Genomic DNA, 16,039 nt, shown 5'->3' with positions numbered 1-16,039 from the left:
CTGACAGGAGAAGCTTTACCCATCATCGGCAGCGTATTAAACGCTGGAGAGTCTGAGGTTTCCGTTGCACTGCTGCCAGGCTGAGTATTGTAGTGCTGAACACCCACAATCACGGCCAGCGAGACACAGGCAGCCACACCAATCTGCGCCAGTTGTGCAGTCCAGGTGCCGCCACGACGCCAGAACGGCATTTTCTCCCAGCGTGATGGCTCAGGCTGCGCTTCAGGAATCAGCGGAGTCACTTTGCGCAATGGCTCATTTTCAATGGCCGCTGCAACGCGTGCGGAGATATCAAAATGCAGCACTTCACCGACATCACCTCGTAAGGTGTCGCGGATTAGATGGTAGCTCTCCCAGCTTTTTTGAAGATCTGCATCCTTCGACAACGACGCCAGCAGCTCGTTATCGAGAGTTTCACCATCCATTAAAGCGGAAAGTTTTTCTTTCTGCATGCTTTGGTACCCTTCCAGTAGCCGTTATCACTGACGTTGGATAAGCGGTTGAACTTTATTATCAATGGCCTCTCGGGCACGGAAGATACGCGAACGAACCGTACCCACCGGGCAATCCATGATGGCGGCAATCTCTTCGTAACTTAAACCATCCAACTCCCTGAGGGTGATGGCCATACGCAGATCTTCGGGAAGCGCCTCAATGGTCCGAAAAACAATTTGTTTCAGTTCCTCTGACAACATTAAGTTCTCAGGGTTCGAAATTTCTTTTAATGCTCCCGCACTTTCGAAATTTTCTGCATCGATAGCATCCACATCGCTGGATGGCGGACGACGCCCCTGAGCCACTAAATAGTTTTTTGCTGTATTCACCGCAATGCGGTACAGCCATGTATAAAAGGCGCTATCGCCACGGAAAGATTCCAGTGCGCGATACGCTTTAATAAAGGATTCCTGAACCACATCAGGCACATCGCCTGAAGGGACATAACGTGAAACCAGGCTCGCCACTTTATGCTGGTATCGAATCACCAGTAAATTAAATGACTTTTGATCTCCCTTCTGAACCCGCTCAACGAGAACCTGATCCGTTAACTGCTCGCTCATCCGAGGTAATGTCTCCCCAAATCTCTTTTTATGCGTAAGTGAACTGCCAGCACATCTCATTGTTCTGAGCAAGCATGCGCTTAGAGTCATATGTTGGCCTGAAGTTCACCACGACCAGATATTTTCCGTATCGGAACCACGACATCATTGTTGTTGATTGTCTTTCAGTGTAGCGACTGGCTACGCCGTTGGCGTCATTTGCGGCACCGATAATCGCTGGGAGAGTACCCTATGACGCCCTAATTTTCACCTCTATTACCTGAATTTTCAGAGTGTTTGGTATAAAAAACACGATGTGCTTATTTTTGGACATAACTTACTGATATCGCGTGATTATGTCGCCGCTCTGGATAATTTTACCGCGTAATTTGTTCAAAATACTTCACAGGACTGGCTTCCAGGCTTATGCTCGGGAAACCTTTTGTTTAGTAAATTAAACACCATGACATCGAATCCTGATTACCAATGTGATGTGTTAATTGTGGGTAGCGGTGCTGCAGGCCTCTCTCTGGCGCTGCGACTGGCACCCTATTACCAGGTGACCGTGTTAAGCAAAGCACTGGTGAACGAAGGTTCGACGCTGTATGCCCAGGGCGGTATCGCCGCGGTGTTTGATGAAACAGACAGCATTGAATCTCACGTCGAAGACACATTAATTGCCGGTGCAGGCTTATGTGAGCGCGAAACCGTTAGCTTTATCGCCAGCAATGCGCGCCATTGCGTGCAATGGTTGATTGATAACGGCGTGGCCTTCGACAAGGAACCACAAGGTGACGGCGAAGCGCGTTACCATCTGACGCGCGAAGGTGGTCACAGCCATCGTCGAATCCTGCACAGCGCCGATGCCACTGGCCGCGCGGTGGAAACCACGCTGGTGAGCCAGGCGCTAAGCCATCCCAACATCCGTATTATTGAACGCACTAACGCCGTTGATTTAATTCTTTCCGACAAACTGGGGCTGCCGGGCAAGCGTCGGGTGGTGGGCGCGTGGATCTGGAACCGCAATCGCGAACAGGTGGAAACCTGTCGTGCTCGTGCGGTGGTACTGGCCACTGGCGGTGCAGCAAAAGTGTATCAGTACACCACCAACCCGGATGTGGCCTCTGGCGATGGTATTGCGATGGCATGGCGTGCTGGCTGCCGTGTCGCCAATCTGGAATTCAATCAGTTCCACCCCACCTGTTTGTTCCATCCTCAGGCACAGAACTTTTTGCTCACGGAAGCACTGCGCGGCGAAGGCGCATGGCTGTTGCGCCCGGATGGTACCCGTTTTATGCCTGATTTTGACGAGCGCGCTGAACTGGCCCCGCGCGATATCGTGGCGCGCGCTATCGATCATGAAATGAAGCGTTTGGGTGTCGATTGCATGTATCTGGATATCAGCCATCAGCCAGAGAGTTTTGTCCGCGCGCACTTCCCGATGATCTACGAGAAATTGCTGACCTTCGGACTGGACCTGACAAAACAGCCCATTCCCATCGTTCCTGCCGCCCACTACACCTGCGGCGGCGTGATGGTGGATCAGCAGGGCCGCACCGATGTTGATGGGCTATATGCCATTGGCGAGGTGAGCTATACCGGCCTGCACGGTGCCAATCGCATGGCATCGAATTCTTTGCTGGAGTGTCTGGTGTATGGCTGGTCTGCGGCAGAAGACATGATTCGCCGCTTGCCGGATGTTGCCGCCGTCGAGCAACTGCCAGCCTGGGATGAAAGCCGGGTCGATGACGCGGACGAACGCGTGGTGATTCAGCACAACTGGCATGAACTGCGCCTGTTCATGTGGGATTACATGGGAATTGTGCGCACCACCAAAAGGCTTGAGCGCGCACTGCGCAGAATTAATTTACTACAGCAGGAGATCGATGAGTATTACGCGCATTTCCGCCTCTCCAATAACCTGCTGGAGTTACGCAATCTGGTGCAGGTGGCGGAGTTGATGGTGCGCTGTGCGCTGGAACGCAAAGAGAGTCGCGGCCTGCACTGTACGCCTGATTATCCCGATCAACTCCCGGAAGCTTTACCGACTCAACTCCAGCCAGAGCATTATCGGAACAGATAGAAATCACTGACCAGACTCAGCCAGTCAGCCGAGTAGCTCTTATCTTCATCACGAATGGCGAGACGTTCCAGCAACGTTTCACCTGCCGTGGGCGAGAAACCTAACACCAGACGATTCGGCGGACGATGCGCGTAAGCCGCCACGTCGTAGCGATATCGCAAATGCCAGCCATCAGCCAGCGCCAGCGGGATGAGATTTTCTCCCGCATCCTCAGGCAGCACCACGCAAAAAATCCCCTCTTCTTCGATTAGCTGAGCGGCACAGCGCAATAGCGTGGGATGATCCAGGGTGGTGGTACTGCGCGCGCTATCACGCTCTGCGCTGGCTGACGCCGTTCCCGGCGCAAAAAAAGGTGGGTTGCTGACGATCAGGGAGTAGCGCTTTTCCGATTGCTCGCTCCAGCTGACGATATCCTGTTGATGCACAGTGATACGATCGGCCCACGGAGAAGCCTGAACGTTTTCCTCAGCCTGGCTAGCCGCACTGGCTTCCAGCTCGACGGCATCCAGCATCACCTGTTGTGGCGTACGCTGTGCCAGCATCAGCGCAATCAATCCGCTGCCGCAGCCAATATCCAGAATTCGTCGCGCGCCTGCCACTGGCGCCCAGGCACCCAGTAACACGCCATCGGTGCCGACTTTCATCGCACAGCGATCATGCGCCACGAAAAATTGCTTAAAGGTAAAACCATCTTTTCTTAACATTGCCCGCGTCTGCGGCTGGTCCTGAGACATACTTCACTACCGTTGAATTATCTACTGCGGGGAGTGTAACGTGGTCGCGAGGGGAATTCACCTTCACCTGCTGCACACAAACAGATGAAGATTATGTCTGTTCTGTCTATAATCAGCGCCCCAAACTGAGGTAGACCATGACCGTAACCACATTCTCCGAACTCGAACTCGACGAAAGCCTGCTGGATGCCCTGCAGGAAAAAGGCTTCACGCGCCCGACGGCCATTCAGGCTGAAGCCATTCCTGCCGCGCTGGAAGGCCGTGACGTTCTGGGTTCGGCGCCAACCGGAACGGGGAAAACCGCTGCTTTTCTGCTGCCCGCTTTACAGCATCTGCTCGACTTCCCACGCAAAAAATCGGGCCCGCCACGTATTTTGATCCTCACGCCAACCCGCGAACTGGCGATGCAGGTTGCCGATCACGCACGTGAGTTGGCTAAACACACGCACCTGGATATCGCTACCATCACCGGTGGTGTGGCTTATATGAACCACGCCGAAGTGTTCAGCGAAAACCAGGACATCGTGGTGGCCACCACCGGTCGCCTGCTGCAGTACATCAAAGAAGAAAACTTTGACTGCCGCGCCGTAGAAACGCTGATTCTGGATGAAGCCGACCGCATGGTCGACATGGGCTTCGCGCAGGATATTGAAACCATCGCTGCGGAAACCCGCTGGCGCAAACAGACGCTGCTGTTCTCCGCCACGCTGGAAGGCGAGAACATCAAAGATTTTGCCGAGCGTCTGCTCAACGATCCGGTATCAATTGAAGCGGATCCCAGCAAAAGCGAACGTAAAAAGATTCAACAGTGGTTTTACCGTGCTGACAACCTTGAGCACAAAACCAAGCTGTTGGTGCACCTGTTAAAACAGCCTGAAGCCAAGCGCGTGGTGGTGTTTGTGCGTAAGCGTGAGCGCCTGCATGAACTGGTGACCTGGCTACACGAAGCCGGTATTCGTACCAGCTATCTTGAAGGTGAGATGGTGCAGGTAAACCGCAATGAAGCGATTAAGCGTATCAACGAAAATCGCGTCAATGTGATGATTGCGACAGATGTTGCGGCACGCGGAATCGACATTGATGACGTCACTCACGTCATCAACTATGACCTGCCACTAACTGCCGATATCTACTTACACCGTATTGGTCGTACTGCACGTGCTGGCCGTAAAGGCACGGCGATTTCGTTGGTTGAGGCACATGATCATGTGTTGCTGGGTAAAATTACCCGTTATATCAACGAGCCGATCAAAGCGCGCATCATCGAAGAGTTGCGTCCGGAATCACGTGCGCCAAGTGCTAAAGTGACAGGAAAACCGTCGAAAAAAGCCCTTGCGAAGCGTAAAGAGCGCAAAGAGAAAGAAGCTGAAAAACCGCGTGTTAAACAACGTCATCGTGACACCAAAAATGTCGGTAAACGTCGTAAGGCAAGCGGCAGCAGCACACCTGAGAGCGGTGCAGAATAAATCAGCACTCACTCAATAAAGCGCCTCTGATGAGGCGTTTTTTTTATCTTTAGCCTGCCAAAATAGCGCTTCGGTTATATTTTTGCTGTGAATCCCCTTTCCGGCATTCCCTTTTAGGATCGATAAAGACAAAAAAGCCGCACCAAAGAGTATCGGCGCGGCCTGTATTGCTGTGTGACTTTTCGTCAGCCGATCAATTACAGACTTTCAGTGAAAGTACGGGTAATCACATCGCGCTGCTGTTCAGGGGTAAGCGCATTAAAGCGCACCGCATAACCAGACACACGAATGGTCAGCTGCGGATATTTTTCCGGATGCTTAACCGCATCTTCTAAGGTTTCGCGGCGCAGCACGTTGACGTTCAGGTGCTGGCCCCCTTCAATACGCACCTCGGGTTTCTGCTCCAGCGGGATTTCACGGTAAGCAATGTCGCCCAGATCGCTGATCGCAACGATCTGATCTTCCGTGAAATCGCCTTTTGCGCACAGGCAACGGGCTTCCGCTTTCTCGTCATCCAGCAACCAGAATGAGTTCAGCAGTTGTGGGTTATTGGCCTGAGTAATTTGAATACCGGTAATCATAGTGACCTCCAGGGCTTTAATGCGCGATGTTTCCTATCACGCGGTGTATCCATTGATCTGACACATTGATATACCACCGGGGATTTGCCGCCGTTTTGACCTTTATCAATTATGCTGGCAAGCGAAATGCGCTTCATCGCTAACAAATTGATTTACAACCATTACGCATAAAAACTTTTTCTGTATTTTTTCAAATTATTTTTGTCCTTCTGCTGCCGTGTCCGACACGTTAAGCTAGGCGCAAAATTTTGCAGGGAGTTAACGATGGCTGAGAAGCTGACCTGGCACGACGTGCTGGCTGAAGAGAAAGAAAAACCTTACTTCGTCGAAACCTTAAAAGCGGTAGCTAACGAACGTGCCGCAGGTGTGACCGTATATCCGCCGCAAAAAGACGTGTTCAATGCCTTCCGTCTGACGGAACTGGGCGACATTAAGGTGGTGATTCTGGGCCAGGATCCCTATCACGGCCCGAATCAGGCGCACGGTCTGGCGTTCTCCGTGCTTCCCGGCGTGCCCACGCCTCCTTCACTGCTGAATATGTACAAAGAATTGGAGCAGGATATTGCGGGCTTTACGCGCCCACAGCACGGCTTCCTCGAAAGCTGGGCCACACAAGGTGTGATGCTGCTGAACACGGTGCTCACGGTAGAAGCCAGTAAAGCGCATTCCCACGCGCGATTCGGCTGGGAAACCTTTACGGACAATGTGATAAGCGCGATCAATCAACATCGTGAAGGCGTGATTTTCCTACTGTGGGGTTCGCATGCGCAGAAGAAAGGCAGCATTATCGATACGCATCGTCACCATGTTTTGAAAGCGCCGCACCCTTCCCCGCTTTCCGCCCATCGCGGCTTTTTTGGCAGTAAGCACTTCTCGCAGGCGAACGCGCTGTTAATCCAGTCGGGCCAGACGCCCATCGACTGGATGCCTGTCCTGCCTTAGAAATAAAAACGGCCGCAATCAGCGGCCGTTTTTGTATTCAGCAGGGTAATCAGCCCTTGGCTTTGGTTACTGCCACCATCGCTGGGCGCAACAGGCGACCATTGAGGGTATAACCACGCTGCATCACCATCAGTACATGGTTCGGTGCCATGTCTTCTGATTCAATCATCGACATCGCCTGATGCACATCCGGGTTGAATGGCACGTTGGTTTCCCCGACCACTTCAACACCATACTTACGCACGGCACCCAGCAGGGATTTCAGCGTTAGTTCGATGCCTTCAATCATCGAAGCCAGTTCGGTGTTCTCTTTATCAGCCACTTCCAGCGCGCGCTCGAGGCTATCAATCACTGGCAGCAGTTCGTTGGCAAATTTTTCCAGCGCAAACTTGTGCGCTTTTTCCACATCCATTTCGGCACGGCGACGGATGTTCTCAATCTCCGCCTGAGCGCGCAGCTGTGCTTCACGCACGCCACCTTGCGACTGGGCTAATTCCGCTTCCAGTTGCGCGATACGCTCATCACGCGGATCCACCTCAGTTGCCGTCTCTGCGTCCACGTGCTGCTGATCCTGTTGAATTTCGTCTGAGACTTGCTCGTTAGGGGTGTTCTGTTCTTTACTACTCATGAATTTCTCCGCGTTTTGCACATTCATCTCGCTGGTTGGCTTAATATGGGGATCAGTTTGACGGTTTCAAGTGAACCCATCACATTGCCTGGCCGTTTTGGCTTATGAGGAACACGCGCTAAATGAACAAACACTTTAACTGCATTGGGATTGTCGGCCATCCGCGCCATCCTACTGCGTTAACCACCCATGAAATGCTCTGGCGCTGGCTGACAGCAAAAGGCTATGAGGTGATCGTCGAGCAGCAGATTGCGCGCGAATTGAACCTGAAAGATGTGGAAACCGGCAGCCTGGCGGAAATCGGCCAACGCGCCGATTTAGCCGTGGTAGTGGGCGGTGATGGCAATATGTTGGGCGCGGCACGCGTGCTGGCACGTTATGACATCAAAGTGATTGGGATTAACCGCGGTAATCTCGGTTTTCTCACCGATCTCGATCCCGATAACGCACAGCAACAGCTGGATGATGTGCTGCAAGGCGAATACTTTGTTGAAAGCCGTTTCCTGCTGGAGGCGCAGGTGTGCAAAGAAGCGTGCTCGCCGCGGATCGGAAGTGCCATTAATGAAGTGGTGCTGCATCCGGGGAAAGTGGCGCACATGATTGAATTCGAGGTGTATATCGATGAGGTCTTTGCGTTTTCCCAGCGTTCGGATGGCTTAATCATCTCGACGCCCACTGGTTCCACCGCCTATTCCCTCTCAGCGGGCGGCCCGATTCTCACGCCATCGCTGGATGCCATCGCCATTGTGCCGATGTTCCCGCATACGCTTTCTGCGCGCCCGCTGGTGATCAACAGCAGCAGCACAATCCGTCTGCGTTTTTCATCTCTGCGTAGCGACCTGGAAATCAGCTGCGATAGCCAGATTGCGTTACCTATCCAGGAAGGAGAAGATGTGTTGATTCGCCGCAGCGCGCATCATCTCAACCTAATCCATCCTAAAAATTACAATTATTTTAATACGTTAAGCTCAAAACTGGGCTGGTCAAAAAAATTGTTCTGAAAATCACCGCCAGCCACTTTACTGTATAAAAAACCAGTTTATACTGTATGAAAAACCATATCTGTTTTTACATACAGGTGATTTCATGCTGGCACAACTGACCATCAGTAACTTTGCTATCGTTCGTGAACTGGAGATCGACTTTCATCGTGGGATGACAGCGATCACGGGGGAAACCGGCGCAGGTAAATCCATCGCAATTGATGCGCTGGGCCTGTGCCTGGGCGGCCGCTCTGAAGCAGATATGGTGCGTCAGGGTGCCAGTCGTGCCGATATCTGCGCGCGTTTCCAGCTCAAAGCCTCACCTTCTGCACAGCGCTGGCTGGTGGAGAATCAGCTCGATGAAGGCAGCGAATGCCTGCTGCGCCGCGTGATCAGTGCCGATGGCCGCTCTCGTGGCTTCATCAATGGCACTTCGGTGCCGCTGTCACAACTGCGTGAACTCGGACAGCTGCTGATTCAAATTCACGGCCAGCATGCGCACCAGCTGCTACTCAAGCCAGACCACCAAAAACATCTGCTGGATGCTTATGCGGCTCATGATGACCTGCTTGATGAGATGCGTCAGCACTACCAGCGCTGGCATCAAAGCTGCCGTGCGCTGGCTCAGCATCAGCAACTATCGCAGGAGCGTGAAGCACGCCGTGAACTGCTGCAATATCAGCTGAAAGAACTGAATGAATTTGCCCCACAGCCGGGCGAATTTGAGCAGATTGATGAAGAGTACAAACGTCTCGCTAACAGCGGCCAACTGCTCTCGACTAGCCAGCAGGCTCTGCAAATTCTCGCCGATAGCGATGACACTAACCTGCAAAGCTTGCTGTATAGCGCGCGCAATATGCTCGGCGAATTAGTCTCGCTGGATGACAAAGTGAGCGGCGTGTTCAATTTGCTGGAAGAGGCAGCGATTCAACTGAGCGAAGCCAGCGACGAGCTGCGCCACTATTGTGAACGTCTGGATCTCGATCCCAATCGTCTGCATGAACTGGAACAACGTCTGTCACGCCAGATTGCGCTGTCTCGTAAACATCACGTGTCACCTGAAACCTTGCCGGTGCTGTATCAGCAATTACTCGACGAAGCAGAGCAACTGTCGCAGCAAGAGAGCGATCAGGAAACGCTGCAAAATGAAGTGGGATCACACCATCTGGCGGCGGTGGCCTGCGCGGAAAAACTGCATCAGCTGCGTGAGCAGGCGGCACATGAACTCAGCCAGTTGATCACCCAGAGCATGCGTACTCTGTCGATGCCGCACGGTCAGTTTGCTATTGAGCTGGAGTTCAAAGCCGATCAACTTACGGCAGATGGCGCTACACGCATTGATTTCCGCGTGACCACCAACCCTGGCCAGCCGTTGCAACCACTCGGCAAAGTGGCATCAGGGGGTGAGCTGTCGCGTATTGCGCTGGCGATTCAGGTGATCACCGCACAGAAAATGGAAACGCCGGCCATGATCTTCGATGAAGTGGATGTCGGTATCAGCGGCCCAACGGCTGCAGTGGTCGGTCAGATGCTGCGCCAACTCGGCGAATCCACCCAGGTGATGTGTGTGACGCACTTGCCGCAGGTTGCCGGTTGTGGACATCAGCACTTCTACGTCAGCAAAGAGACCGATGGCGAGATGACCGAAACCCATATGCAGCCGCTGGATAAACGAGCCCGCCTGCAGGAACTGGCACGTTTGTTAGGCGGTAGCGAAGTCACGCGCAACACGCTGGCCAACGCAAAAGAACTTTTAGCAGCCTGATTCCGCACTTTTTTCTGGCCTGGTGGTCATATGCTTGCTCTGTAGAGGTTTCCAATAGGACAAAGGTTTATTATCATCGGCAGTTATATCGCCATAATAAAGCCTGCCGTAAGCAGAGTTCAGAATTTGATGGCAACAAAACAGCCTGACAAAAGGCGTTTGGCCCCAGAAAAGGAATGTATAGATGCGCTGTAAAACGCTGACTGCCGCGGCAGTGGTAATGTTGATGATGACCGCCGGATGTTCCACCCTTGAGCGCGTTGTATATCGTCCGGATATCAATCAGGGGAATTACCTGGTCGCCAACGATGTTTCGAAGATTCACATCGGCATGACGCAGCAGCAGGTTGCCTACACTCTCGGCACACCGATGATGCACGATCCGTTTGGCAGCAATGTCTGGTATTACGTGTTCCGTCAGGAACCAGGCCATGAAGGCGTGAAGCAGCAAACCCTGACGCTGACCTTTGACAGCAACGGTACGCTGACCAATATCGATAACAAACCGAAACTCACTGGCAAAGAAGGCTAAGTGATCGGCAACAAAAAAGGCGCTTAAGCGCCTTTTTTGTATCTGCGATTCCGCTATTTGTTGCTCGCCGAGCGTTCTGCTCGCTGGCGACGCATCTCTTTAGGATCCGCAATCAGTGGGCGGTAAATCTCCACGCGATCGCCATCCTGAACCGCATCACCCAACTTTACTGGCCGACTGAAAATCCCCACCTTGTTATTTGCCAGGTCGATGTCTTTGCGCAGTGATAACAAGCCCGAGGCTTTAATCGCCTGCTCTACGGTCGCACCCTCTTCCAGGGTTACCGAACGCAAATACTGCTTTTCAGGCAGCGCATAAACGATCTCAACGGTGATATCAGGCACGATAAACCTCTTTCGCGCGCTGACTGAACGCTTGCACCATGCTATTCGCTAATTCTTTGAAGATACGACCAAAGGCCATTTCAACCAGCATGTTGGTGAATTCGAAGTCGAGGCTCAGCTCCACTTTGCAGGCATCATCACCCAGAGACGTGAAGTGCCATCCACCGGTCAGCTTGCGGAACGGACCATCAACCAACTGCATTAAAATGCTCTGATTGCTGATCAACGTGTTGCGGGTGGTAAAGGTTTTACTGATGCCCGCTTTCGAGACATCTACCGCTGCCGTCATCTGATTTCCGCTGTTATCCAACACGCGACTGCCCGTGCAGCCTGGAAGAAACTGAGGATAAGCGTCCACATCATTCACGAGCTGATACATCTGCTCAGCGCTATAGGGGACCAACGCCGAACGGCTAATCTGGGCCATAATGGTTCCTGTTCATCACAAAACCGTTGAATAATACCATTTTCGGACACCAAACAAAATTCACGGGTTTGCCAGCTGTGCTAAAATAGTGTGTTTTTTACCGCCCCCAGGACAGGGGGATGCGCCCACAGACTGAGTGATGTAGACTACGCCGCACTATGACAAAGAAAAAAGCTCACAAACCCGGTTCAGCCACTATTGCCCTCAACAAACGCGCTCGCCACGAATACTTCATTGAAGAAGAGTTCGAAGCGGGGATGTCGCTACAGGGATGGGAAGTTAAATCACTCCGCGCCGGTAAAGCCAATATCAGCGACAGCTACATTTTGCTGCGCGATGGCGAAGCCTATCTGTTCGGTTCCACTTTCCAGCCGCTGGCGGTTGCCTCTACGCACGTGGTGTGTGACCCCACGCGTAGCCGCAAGCTGTTGCTGAAGCAGCGCGAACTCGATTCGCTTTACGGCCGAGTCAACCGCGAAGGTTTCACAGTGGTTGCACTGTCGATGTACTGGAAAAACGCATGGGCCAAGCTGAAGATCGGTGTGGCGCGCGGTAAGAAAGAACACGACAAGCGTAACGATGTGAAAGATCGCGAATGGCAGATGGATAAAGCACGTATTATGAAGAATTCAAAGCGTTAAGCACTGGATTCATCCGTCACTATTCTGTAGTATAAGAAGTTCTTGGGGCTGATTCTGGACTCGACGGGATTGTGAAGCCTTAGGTGCATGTCGAGGGGCGGTTTGCCTCGTTAAAAGCCGCAAAAAAATAGTCGCAAACGACGAAAACTACGCTTTAGCAGCTTAATAACCTGCTAAGAGCCCTCTCTCCCTAGCTTCCGCTCTTAAGACGGGGATCAAGAGAGGTCAAACCCAAAAGAGATCGTGTGGATGCCTTGCCTGGGGTTGAAGCACTAAATCTAATCAGGCTAGTTTGTTAGTGGCGTGTCTGTCCGCAGCTGGCCGGCGAATGTAAAGACTGACTAAGCATGTAGTACCGACGGTGTAGTAATTTCGGACGCGGGTTCAACTCCCGCCAGCTCCACCAAAATTCTTTCGCGGCGATACCAGAATCGTCCGCTGAAGTCCTGAAAGCCCGCACGGCGAAAGCCTTGCGGGCTTTTTTGTGTCTGTAATCATCCGAGGCGTTCCCCCCTGAATCCAGAGATAATTGGTACACGAGTTGGTACACGTTATAAATAATGTGTACCTAAAACGTGTACCAATTATGGACGGAAACCAGTCATGGCCCGGATGACACGCCCCCTCACCAATAACGAAATCCTCAAAGCCAATTCTCAAGAGAAAGACTTAACGCTGCACGATGGCGATGGACTTTTCCTGCTCGTCAAAACATCAGGTAAAAAGCTGTGGCGTTTTCGCTACCAGCGGCCAAATAGCATTAGCCGCACAAATCTCAGCCTAGGCTCTTACCCTGCCCTGACGCTCGCCGTCGCTCGCCAAATGCGTGACCAATATCTTTCGCTGCTTGCTCAAGGGATTGACCCGCAGAAGCAGCAAGAGGAAGTATCGGAACAACGCCAAATCGAGCTGGATAGCATTTTTTCAGTTGTGGCTGGGAGATGGTTCCAGCTTAAGAGCAAAAGCGTTACCGAAGATTATGCGAAGGATATTTGGCGATCGCTGGAGAAAGACATCTTCCCTACTATCGGTGAGATTCCTGTTCAAACGCTCAAAGCCAAGACGATTGTTGAAGCACTGGAGCCAATCAAAGCTCGCGGCGCACTTGAGACTGTTCGCCGATTAGTGCAGCGCATTAACGAGATTATGATTTTTGCAGTCAACACAGGGTTGATTGATGCAAATCCGGCTTCGGGCGTTGGTATGGCTTTTGAAAAACCCAAAAAGCAAAACATGCCAACACTTCGACCGGAAGAATTGCCTATGCTGATGCGTTCTCTAGTCATGTCGAACCTATCTGTTCCGACTCGCTGTCTTATTGAGTGGCAGCTCCTGACCCTTGTGCGCCCTTCTGAGGCCTCTGGCGCTCGATGGGTAGAGATCGATCTCCATGCGAAACTCTGGACTATTCCAGCCGAACGGATGAAAGCTAAGCGGGAACACATTGTTCCTTTATCACCTCAAGCATTAGAGATTCTGGATGCAATGAAGCCAATTAGCGCTCATAGGGAACATGTTTTCCCTAGTAGGAATGATCCAAAAAATCAATGAATAGCCAAACTGCAAACGCCGCTTTAAAACGCATTGGCTATGATGGTAAGTTAGTTGCTCATGGGCTACGCTCAATCGCAAGTACTGCACTCAACGAGCAGGGATTCAATGCAGATATTATTGAGGCGGCTTTAGCTCATTCAGATAAAAATGAAGTACGCCGTGCTTACAATAGGTCTACATACTTAGCTGCGCGTTATAATTTAATGAACTGGCGGGGGTTATTCGTAAAGAAATCACTTTCACATTAGTTCACCTTAGAAATTTAAAAGGATCGTAATTATGGATTTTATTTCAGAGCTGGATGAAATAATTATTCTCGGCACGCAAGGTAATATTGAATCTTCTATTCTTGACATGAATGATGAAGATTTCTATGAGTTTACTGAAACTATATATCTTGTTACTAGGCATTATTTTAATATAAACCCGCATAAAAATGAAAACTTTTCATTTATAGCAAACGCATCATTGAGCGGCGGCCGTCATCCATGTTCCGCCGCAGAATGCCGAATCAATAAAATATTACAAGTAGCATCATTCTCTGCACTCTATAGCGATGAAGTTTATATTCAAAATCCATTTGAAAAAGTCACTATAGATGGAGTTGAGAACGTTAATAGCATGTCAAGACAAGATGTTATTGCTGGCATATATAACTATCTCTATCTAAAACCATTAATTAAAAGAGGCATAATAAAATACGCACTTAATAAAATCGCCTTATGCCACGAACACGGACTATCATTAGCCGGCCCACTTTCTGAAGAATTAATTAAAAAAGAAAAGGATTTATACGAATTACTTCATGAAGAATTGATTCATAAATGCACGGTTAGTTTTGATATTACTGCCGACGGCACTCCTTTTTTGGAGATAAAAGGGCCAGATAGTTTTGTCGAGCACGGAGTTATGTATTTTCATCTCATGGAGCCTGTTGGTGATTATATTAAATCACTCTTCAACAAGTCTTTACCTTATAGATTTTCAATGAAAGAAGTAGTTCAAGAACAGATCCTTGCTTTAATCATATCACCAATAATTGAAGACTTATCAGAACAAGAGTGGCATACAAAATTTTATGGCACATCATATTTATGTGACAACCAGCAGCAAATTATGGTGGCAACAAATACTAACCCTACCATATATAAAGTGAACTCAAAAAGCTTCAACTCTTCCATTGAACACTACCTACCAACAATACAAAGTAAAAACTTAGAAAGCATACTGAAAATCAGGGAGAAAGAAGAAGAGTCATTCAAGGTTTACAGAGACAAAGTTAACAATCTAATTAGAAAGAGTAAATATTGGGAACAAAGAGAGATTGCTGAAATATTTAGAGACCAAATTCTCCCTGAGATCAACACCATTGAAAAAAAAGTAAGTGACTGGAAGAAAAAAACTAAGGCTGGGATAAGAGATAAAATTATTATTGGTTCTGGTGCTGTTTCATTCGGTTTATATGCAGGAATTTTACCAAATGATCTTAGCCACTTACTAGCAGCCATAGGAGGTGGAGCAGCAGTTATTAGCACTGCTGTTGACTATACTAAAACCATAAGAGGGAAAAGTGAGGCTAGATCAAATGATTTTTACTTCCTTTGGCAAATGAAAAATAAATGATGCACTTCGCGCGCAATGCTATCCCCGCCACGCCTGCCCGCTTTATGCATCGTTTTTCATGCAAGTGCATTGTGTGGGCCAAGCCGCGCCCTATATGGCCTGAATGGGAGAAAGCGGCACATGATTTTGCATGCAGATCCATGCACGCTATGCATGCACTGCTCTTTACAAAGCGGCTCGCCAAAAAAAGGCTTCAGTAAGACAAAGACAGGAATAAAAAAGCCGCTGGTTATGCAGCGGCAGTGTGAGGGATTAATGAATCTGGCGGAATGCAGAACCATAACGGCCCAGCGTCTGGCGTTCTCTTGCTGGTTCCGGTGATGATACCGGTATTTTTTCCGGCTGTGGCGGTGCGGTGATCACCTTTGTGATGCTCTCATTCGTCTTGAAAGTACAGGAGCAGTCGAGGTTAGTGCACTGGTGATAACGCTCTTTTACCTGCTCTGACATATAGCGGCTCGATTTGGTATGTGCCGCGCTTTTGCAGAAGGGACAATGCATCATTTCTGGCTTCCCTCCTGAAGTTTTGCACGCTGCGCCCGGATTGATTCAGCCAGCTTCTGGCGGCGCATAGGATGGCGGTAAAGCTCCATATCAATACCCGTAAGCGGCGGGCGATACAGACCAATACTCTCCAGCAGCGGAGCTGAATCGCCACGGATAATCTAGACACTTCCGAGCCGTTGATAATACTGGGTT

Annotated in this window: 16 protein-coding genes, 1 other RNA gene and 1 pseudogene; 10 read left to right on the top strand and 8 right to left on the bottom strand. The window is 50.5% G+C overall.

Annotated features, from left to right (window positions below; genetic code table 11):
- Both rseA and rpoE read right to left on the bottom strand, forming a co-directional pair.
- The coding region (gene rseA / locus RT340_RS14990) for an anti-sigma-E factor RseA (RefSeq protein WP_313376816.1) at nt 1-452 on the bottom strand (452 nt) is incomplete at its 3' end.
- 27 nt (nt 453-479) lie between these two features.
- Nucleotides 480-1,058: an RNA polymerase sigma factor RpoE gene (gene rpoE, locus RT340_RS14985; RefSeq protein ID WP_038645348.1), complete on the bottom strand. Its 579-nt coding sequence runs from the start codon at nt 1,056-1,058 to the stop codon at nt 480-482.
- Nucleotides 1,059-1,500: 442 nt separating this feature from the next.
- On the opposite strand from rpoE, the gene nadB reads away from it, so the two are divergent.
- Nucleotides 1,501-3,120 carry an L-aspartate oxidase gene (gene nadB, locus RT340_RS14980; RefSeq protein WP_211728332.1) on the top strand — a complete coding sequence of 540 codons (1,620 nt, stop codon included), beginning with the start codon at nt 1,501-1,503 and terminating at the stop codon, nt 3,118-3,120.
- On the opposite strand, the gene trmN is transcribed toward nadB, so the two are convergent.
- The gene (gene trmN, locus RT340_RS14975) at nt 3,105-3,854 is read right to left on the bottom strand and encodes a tRNA(1)(Val) (adenine(37)-N(6))-methyltransferase TrmN (RefSeq protein WP_211728324.1); all 750 of its coding nucleotides are present in this window, start codon (nt 3,852-3,854) and stop codon (nt 3,105-3,107) included. The genes nadB and trmN overlap by 16 nt on opposite strands.
- 137 nt (nt 3,855-3,991) lie before the next feature.
- Here trmN and srmB point away from each other — a divergent pair, with 137 nt between their 5' ends.
- On the top strand, nt 3,992-5,320 hold the full coding sequence (gene srmB, locus RT340_RS14970; protein ID WP_313376812.1) for an ATP-dependent RNA helicase SrmB: 1,329 nt from the start codon (nt 3,992-3,994) through the stop codon (nt 5,318-5,320).
- A 197-nt stretch (nt 5,321-5,517) separates the two neighbouring features.
- Here the strand turns inward: srmB and grcA are convergent, their stop codons facing one another.
- Nucleotides 5,518-5,901 carry an autonomous glycyl radical cofactor GrcA gene (grcA, locus tag RT340_RS14965; protein ID WP_038645342.1) on the bottom strand — a complete coding sequence of 128 codons (384 nt, stop codon included), beginning with the start codon at nt 5,899-5,901 and terminating at the stop codon, nt 5,518-5,520.
- A 264-nt stretch (nt 5,902-6,165) separates the two neighbouring features.
- Here grcA and ung point away from each other — a divergent pair, with 264 nt between their 5' ends.
- The gene (ung, locus tag RT340_RS14960) at nt 6,166-6,843 is read left to right on the top strand and encodes a uracil-DNA glycosylase (protein WP_211728325.1); all 678 of its coding nucleotides are present in this window, start codon (nt 6,166-6,168) and stop codon (nt 6,841-6,843) included.
- A gap of 49 nt (nt 6,844-6,892) precedes the next feature.
- On the opposite strand, the gene grpE is transcribed toward ung, so the two are convergent.
- A complete protein-coding gene (gene grpE, locus RT340_RS14955) occupies nt 6,893-7,471 on the bottom strand; it encodes a nucleotide exchange factor GrpE (RefSeq protein WP_034825591.1) in 579 nt (192 codons plus the stop codon).
- A 122-nt stretch (nt 7,472-7,593) separates the two neighbouring features.
- On the opposite strand from grpE, the gene nadK reads away from it, so the two are divergent.
- The 3 genes from nadK to bamE all read left to right on the top strand — a co-directional run bounded on the left by nadK (nt 7,594) and on the right by bamE (nt 10,751).
- Nucleotides 7,594-8,472 carry an NAD(+) kinase gene (nadK, locus tag RT340_RS14950; RefSeq protein WP_034825588.1) on the top strand — a complete coding sequence of 293 codons (879 nt, stop codon included), beginning with the start codon at nt 7,594-7,596 and terminating at the stop codon, nt 8,470-8,472.
- 85 nt (nt 8,473-8,557) lie between these two features.
- Nucleotides 8,558-10,219: a DNA repair protein RecN gene (recN, locus tag RT340_RS14945; protein ID WP_211728326.1), complete on the top strand. Its 1,662-nt coding sequence runs from the start codon at nt 8,558-8,560 to the stop codon at nt 10,217-10,219.
- 184 nt (nt 10,220-10,403) lie between these two features.
- A complete protein-coding gene (bamE, locus tag RT340_RS14940) occupies nt 10,404-10,751 on the top strand; it encodes an outer membrane protein assembly factor BamE (protein WP_211728327.1) in 348 nt (115 codons plus the stop codon).
- A gap of 53 nt (nt 10,752-10,804) precedes the next feature.
- On the opposite strand, the gene RT340_RS14935 is transcribed toward bamE, so the two are convergent.
- Both RT340_RS14935 and RT340_RS14930 read right to left on the bottom strand, forming a co-directional pair.
- Nucleotides 10,805-11,095, bottom strand: a complete 291-nt coding sequence (locus RT340_RS14935) for an RnfH family protein (RefSeq protein ID WP_160869439.1) — start codon at nt 11,093-11,095, stop codon at nt 10,805-10,807.
- Nucleotides 11,088-11,522: a type II toxin-antitoxin system RatA family toxin gene (locus RT340_RS14930; RefSeq protein WP_034825580.1), complete on the bottom strand. Its 435-nt coding sequence runs from the start codon at nt 11,520-11,522 to the stop codon at nt 11,088-11,090. Before RT340_RS14930 ends, RT340_RS14935 begins: the two co-directional genes overlap by 8 nt.
- Before the next feature lie 158 nt (nt 11,523-11,680).
- Here RT340_RS14930 and smpB point away from each other — a divergent pair, with 158 nt between their 5' ends.
- The 4 genes and pseudogenes from smpB (at nt 11,681) to RT340_RS14910 (ending at nt 15,340) form a co-directional block, all read left to right on the top strand.
- Nucleotides 11,681-12,163 carry an SsrA-binding protein SmpB gene (gene smpB / locus RT340_RS14925; RefSeq protein ID WP_034825578.1) on the top strand — a complete coding sequence of 161 codons (483 nt, stop codon included), beginning with the start codon at nt 11,681-11,683 and terminating at the stop codon, nt 12,161-12,163.
- A gap of 44 nt (nt 12,164-12,207) precedes the next feature.
- Nucleotides 12,208-12,569, top strand: a transfer-messenger RNA (tmRNA) gene (gene ssrA, locus RT340_RS14920).
- Between the two features lie 197 nt (nt 12,570-12,766).
- A pseudogene (locus RT340_RS14915) lies at nt 12,767-13,965 on the top strand (integrase domain-containing protein).
- Nucleotides 13,966-13,996: 31 nt separating this feature from the next.
- Complete coding sequence (locus tag RT340_RS14910) at nt 13,997-15,340, top strand: hypothetical protein (protein WP_211728328.1); 1,344 nt, start codon at nt 13,997-13,999, stop codon at nt 15,338-15,340.
- 252 nt (nt 15,341-15,592) lie between these two features.
- On the opposite strand, the gene RT340_RS14905 is transcribed toward RT340_RS14910, so the two are convergent.
- On the bottom strand, nt 15,593-15,844 hold the full coding sequence (locus RT340_RS14905) for an ogr/Delta-like zinc finger family protein (RefSeq protein ID WP_211728329.1): 252 nt from the start codon (nt 15,842-15,844) through the stop codon (nt 15,593-15,595).
- Nucleotides 15,845-16,039: the final 195 nt, after the last annotated feature.

The sequence above is a fragment of the Pantoea sp. CTOTU50773 genome, from assembly GCF_032082325.1.
Classification (GTDB): Bacteria; Pseudomonadota; Gammaproteobacteria; order Enterobacterales; family Enterobacteriaceae; genus Pantoea; species Pantoea communis.
This window is presented reverse-complemented; position numbering and strand designations above follow the sequence as displayed.